3 protein-coding genes are annotated in these 5,127 nt (G+C 64.6%); 2 read left to right on the top strand and 1 reads right to left on the bottom strand.

Annotation, left to right across the window (positions count from 1 at the left end; translation table 11 throughout):
• Window positions 1-28: 28 nt before the first annotated feature.
• Entirely contained in the window at window positions 29-2,980 is a 2,952-nt protein-coding gene (locus tag NSE01_RS21020; RefSeq protein WP_239670300.1) for a Tn3 family transposase, read from the bottom strand.
• Window positions 2,981-3,108: 128 nt separating this feature from the next.
• Here NSE01_RS21020 and NSE01_RS21015 point away from each other — a divergent pair, with 128 nt between their 5' ends.
• Window positions 3,109-3,714 (top strand): recombinase family protein, encoded by a 606-nt coding sequence (locus tag NSE01_RS21015; RefSeq protein ID WP_011950671.1) that lies wholly within the window; start codon window positions 3,109-3,111, stop codon window positions 3,712-3,714.
• Window positions 3,711-5,075: a DUF7986 domain-containing protein gene (locus NSE01_RS21010; protein WP_049285548.1), complete on the top strand. Its 1,365-nt coding sequence runs from the start codon at window positions 3,711-3,713 to the stop codon at window positions 5,073-5,075. Before NSE01_RS21015 ends, NSE01_RS21010 begins: the two co-directional genes overlap by 4 nt.
• Window positions 5,076-5,127 lie beyond the last annotated feature (52 nt).

The raw sequence follows: 5,127 nt of genomic DNA, 5'->3' as shown, positions 1-5,127 counted from the left end.
GGCCCCTGTGCATTGTAGGGACACAGATTCACGGTAGCGGTTTGATGAGCAGCGGCATGAGGCCATTGGCATCGAGATCGAGGCGATCGGACCAGACGTAATCGCCGGTGAGATTGATGCGATCCCATCCCAACGGTGAGAGCCGGGACAGCATAGCCGGATCGATCTGGCTTCCTCGCTGGCGCATTTCGTCAATGGCGCGCCCGAGATAGCGGCAGTTGAACAGGATGATCGCAGCGGTGACGAGGTTGAGCGCGGCTGCTCGGGTCTGCTGGTTCTCCAGGCCACGGTCGCGAAAACGGCCGAGCCGATGGAAGGCGACTGCTCGGGCAAGGCTGTTGCGGGCCTCGCCCTTGTTCAACTCGGCAGTGACAGTACGGCGCAGAGCCGGATCCTCGAACCAGCGCAACGTGAACAGCGTGCGCTCGATCCGCCCGATCTCGCGCAGCGCCGCGGCGAGGCTGTTCTGCTGGCGGTAGGCGGATAGCTTCTTGAGGATCAGCGAGGGCGTAACGGTGCGGTTACGCATCGCGCCAATGACACGTTCGATATCCGGCCAGTGGCTGACGATCAGGTCGCGGTCGAGCCTGTGACCGAACAGTGGCGCAAGCCTGCCATAACGCTTCGAGGGTTCGAACGCGTAGAGGCGGCGGTCGGACAGGCGGGGAATGCGCGGCTCGAAATCGAGCCCGAGGAGATGCATGGTCGCGAACACGATGTCGGAAACGCCGCCTCCATCGACGTGCAGCGCGGTCAGATCGGCGTTGCTGTCATGGCCGAGAATGCCGTCGAGCGCATGGATGGCTTCTCCTGCCGTGCCGGCGATCACGGTCTGGTGCAGCGGCGCATAGCGGTCGGTGATGGTGGTGTAGATCTTGACCACCGGGTCGCGACCATAGTGGGCATTGACCGCTCCGCCGGCTTCGCCCGGCCCGCCCAGGTAGAAGGCCTGGCCATCTGCGGAAGCCCGGTGTCCTTGCCCAAACCAGGCCGCGATCGGCTCAGCGTGGATGGCGTCGGTCAGACAGGCGAGCGCCGCCCGAAAGGTTTCCTCGCGCATGTGCCATGTTTGCATGCGCAGCAGCGCGCGGCGTGACCCTGCGCCGCATACCTCGGCCATGCGCGACAACCCAAGATTGGTCGCTTCGGCAATCAGGGTAGCAAGAAAGGCCCGCTCGTCCGTAGGCGGCAGCCCGCTCGAGACATGCCCGAAGTGCCGGGTGAAGCCGGTCCAGCGTTCGACCTGCGAAAGTACGTCGGTGATACGCGTCGCAGGCAGCATGCCGTAGCAGGCAAGCGTCAGGTGCCGTCCTTCGTCGTGCCCGGCATCATCGTCCTTCAGTTCCTTGGGAAAGCGCAATCGCCCGCCAGCGAACAGGGCAGCATTACGTCCGGCTAGATTTTGGGCGACGTCGCGCAAGGTGTTGTCGAGTTGCGTGGCGCGCTGATCGAGCCATGCGTGTGGATCACCGAGCGAGAACGCCGGTTGCAACGCTGCACCGCTTGATGGCTCGAGCAGCACGTCCAGGGACCTGTGCAGCCGTGACCTTGGCACCCAGATATCACCGGATGCCAATGCATTGGCGAGCGCCCCGTAGGTGGCCATCTCCCAATGCGTCCGGTCAATCTTGCCGGCGACCATGACATGGCGGTGCCAGCGCCGCTCGACATGACCGAGCGGAACGTCGGCAGGGAGCGGCTTGCGCCAGTTGCCATCAAGATCCGACAGGACCGTCATCGCGTTGCGCAATGCCGCGGTGCCGGCTCGACCGTGGAAATCGAGCGTTTGCAGGAATAGAGGTCCTGCTCGCTTGAAGGTCCGGTACTCGGCTGCGATCTCGCTTAGCACATCGTCCCTGTGAGGTGCCGCGGTACGCCGGATGATCGCGGCATCGGCATCGAGCATGTCGAGAGGCACGATATCCCTGAGGGCCGCGCCGATATCTTCACCGGCACGTGCTGCCCGGCTAACTGTTTCCAGCACAGTGGCGATGCGCATCAGCCGGTCGCGGCCTTCGCGTCCCGAGATCGCGATCCCCTGTTCCAGGCGTTTGCGGGCACGAAGATGAGCGCGTCCCATCAAGGAGCCGAACATGGCGATCGCCGCGTCGGTAAGCGTGGCCTCCAGCTCGCGCAGCGTAGCAAGCAGGATGACCCGCCTGCGGGAGGCGCGCATCTGTTGGAAAGCTTGGGCGGTATAGCGCACGCCTTCGCGGGCGAACTGCGTCAGGCGTGGCTCGTGCAGGGGATCGACCGGAACACAGGCAATACCGGTCCTGTGAATCAGCGCGACCTTTTCGAGGATTTCAGCGAGCGAGGCTGACGCTACGCGGGGCTCCGGTTCGCGCAACCACGACAAGCGGCTCTGTCGGTGATGCACCTTCTCGTCGACCAGCGTATCGAGACGCTGACGCATATCCGCATCGAGTTTATCGTCGACTGCGGCGACCAGATCGGTTTCCGCCCGCAGCATCGCCTCGGCCGCCATCCGCTCGACTACGCTGATGCCGGGGATGACGATGCGCCGCGTGCGCAGCTCGTCGAGCAGTCGATCGAGCAGAATACGCCCGTCCACGATGGCCATGGCTTCGGTTTCCAGCCAGGTCATCATGATGCCGCGCGCTGGCCGGCTGAGATCGGTGAAGCCGAAGCGCGCCTTGATGGCGGCAAGCTGATCGTAGCGGGTCGGCGCTCGCCGCGCGAAGTCGGAGATGGCGCCTGCATCCACCCCGACCTGCTCGGCGATATGCTCGAGCATGATCGCAGGCAACAGCTCGCCTGCACGCAAATGCCGCCCCGGATAGCGCAGGCAGCAGAGTTGCAGGGCGTAGCTCAACCGGGTCGCCGGAGTGCGTGCGGTGCCAATCGCAGCAAGGTCCTCGGCATCGAGGCCATGGTGTCGCACCACCGCCGCCTCGCTGTCGGGCAAAGCAAGCAACGCGGCGCGCTGCCGCTCGGTCATCGGAATACGTGCGGGCATGTTTCATCCTCCAAAAACCTCTTGCCTTTTGTCCGCTTAATGAAAGAGGATTGTGAAAGGTGGAAGGCCGCAGAAATCCGCGCATGCTGTTTCCGCCTCCGGATACGGTCGTTTGTGAAAGATACTGGATGACGCGCGAACCCTATCTGATCGGCTATGCCCGCGTGTCGAAGGGCGACGAGCAGTCGAACGCCGCGCAGCGGCGCGCGCTCGATGCCGCCGGCTGCAAGCGCGTTTTCGAGGAGACCGCCAGCGGGGGGCGATGGGACCGACCCAAGCTCCTGGAGATGATCGGCCAGTTGCGCGAGGGAGATGTCGTCGTCGTCTGGAAGCTCGACCGGCTGTCGCGCAGCCTGAAGGACATGCTGCACATCATGGAGCGAATTGAGTTGGCGGGAGCGGGCTTCCGCTCGCTGACCGAGGCGATCGACACCACCACCGCGGCAGGGCGGATGATGATGCAAATGGTGGGAAGCTTCGCCGAGTTCGAGCGGGCCATGATCCGCGAACGCACCAGTGCCGGCCTTGCTCAGGCCCGCGCAGAAGGACGGATCGGCGGGCGCCGGCGCAAGCTCGGCGACAAGCAGCGCCGTGAAATCGCCGAGTCCGTCACGTCCGGCCGCAAGTCCGGTGCCGAGATGGCGCGGCTCTATGGCGTCAGCGAGCCCACCGTCTCGCGCATCGTCGCCGCGCACCGCCAGCAATTCAGCCAGCAGCAGAGGGAACAGGCATGAAGCGTGGTCACGATCTGTCCGGCGTCATGAAGTTCGCCACCTCGCCGGCCTGGGCCGATCATCTTCGCGATGCGCTCGGCGATCATCTCGGGCTGGCGATGGAGGAGTTCGACTTCGAAGCGGACGAGCTGGCGGACATCGTCGGCGATCATTGGGCCGGCGTGTTGTGGGGATGCGCGTTCGAGGATCTGCTCACGCGCACCATCGAACCCGAGGACCGGAACATTGTTGATGACTATATTCGACGCCGGGGCTGGAACGAGAGCGGCTCGACCAAAATCTACCTGCGTGCCCTTCGATCGTCGGTGATGAGCCTCCACGAGGTGAGCGAGGTCGAGCCCGGAAGCGGCTTCCTTGTGCGTGACCTGATCCAGGGCGGCGAGCCGCTTCGAGTATCCGAGCGCAGCGCCTCGCAGACGCTGAAGCAATGGGACAGGATCGGTGCTCGCGTCGTGCAGGTCGGAGGCAAGCACCTCCTGTCGGGCGGCGTGCTTTCGTTCACGATGGAGGCGGCCGAGGCGCTCGTCGCCGATCTGCGGCGCTCGAAAGGCAAGCGCAGCCCGAGCACCGCGTTAAACCTAGACGCCGACGATCTGGCCGCACTTCCGGCCCTCATCAGCACGGCATGGCTGTGCGATGTCGTTCCCAAGACCATGGGACCGGCGTCCATCCCCACGCTGCACAACAGTGATGGCGAGGAGGTGGTGTTCCACCGCGTGCGCTTTCCCTTCGCACGCGGCGTGACCCAGGCGCTGGTCGGCGAGCGGCTCGATAGTGTCTCTGCGTTTCAGCGGGAAACCACGCACTTTTGGAACTGGCTGGGCGAGAAACCGGACGGAAAAGCGAGAAGCACTGGGCGCATGGCGTGGGGTGTGACAATGGCGGACGGCACCCCGGTGCTCGGCAATGTCGAATTGAAAGGCCGCGCCCTGATTCTCGCCGTCACCTCGGCCGAGCGGGCGAAACGCGGCACGGCGCTCATGACCGATGCGCTCGCCGGGTTGGTCGGCTCGCCGCTGACCACGATCGAGACGGTCGAACAGGCCATGGCGGCGCGGGCCGAGGGACTGACAACGTCCGAACCGGCACCCGCCATTGCGCCAGAGGTGGCAACCCCGCTCATCCATGCCATGCTCGACCGTCAGTACCGCGCGACGCTCGATGAACCCGTCGGCATGCTTGGCGACATCACCCCGCGCGCGGCCGTTCGAACCGCTGCGGGCCGTGGCCGAGTGGCCGGATGGCTCAAGTATCTTGAAAACTGCAGCAGCAGCAGTCAGCTCGACCGGAACGACCCGATGGTCACCTACGACTTCACCTGGATGTGGAGCGAACTTGGCATCGAGAACCTGCGCAAATAGCTTGCTACCGCCGACGCCTACCGTGAATCCGTGTCCTGATAATGCACAGGGG

Source organism: Novosphingobium sediminis (assembly GCF_007991615.1).
Classification (GTDB): Bacteria; Pseudomonadota; Alphaproteobacteria; order Sphingomonadales; family Sphingomonadaceae; genus Novosphingobium; species Novosphingobium sediminis.
The sequence above is the reverse complement of the archived record's forward strand: the minus strand, read 5'-3'. Positions and strand labels throughout refer to the sequence as shown.

Excerpts from the sequence above, each read along its gene's own strand:
- NSE01_RS21015 (WP_011950671.1), top strand. The coding sequence starts at position 3,109 with ATGACGCGCGAACCCTATCTGATCGGCTATGCCCGCGTGTCGAAGGGC.
- NSE01_RS21020 (WP_239670300.1), bottom strand. The coding sequence starts at position 2,980 with ATGCCCGCACGTATTCCGATGACCGAGCGGCAGCGCGCCGCGTTGCTT.
- NSE01_RS21010 (WP_049285548.1), top strand. The coding sequence starts at position 3,711 with ATGAAGCGTGGTCACGATCTGTCCGGCGTCATGAAGTTCGCCACCTCG.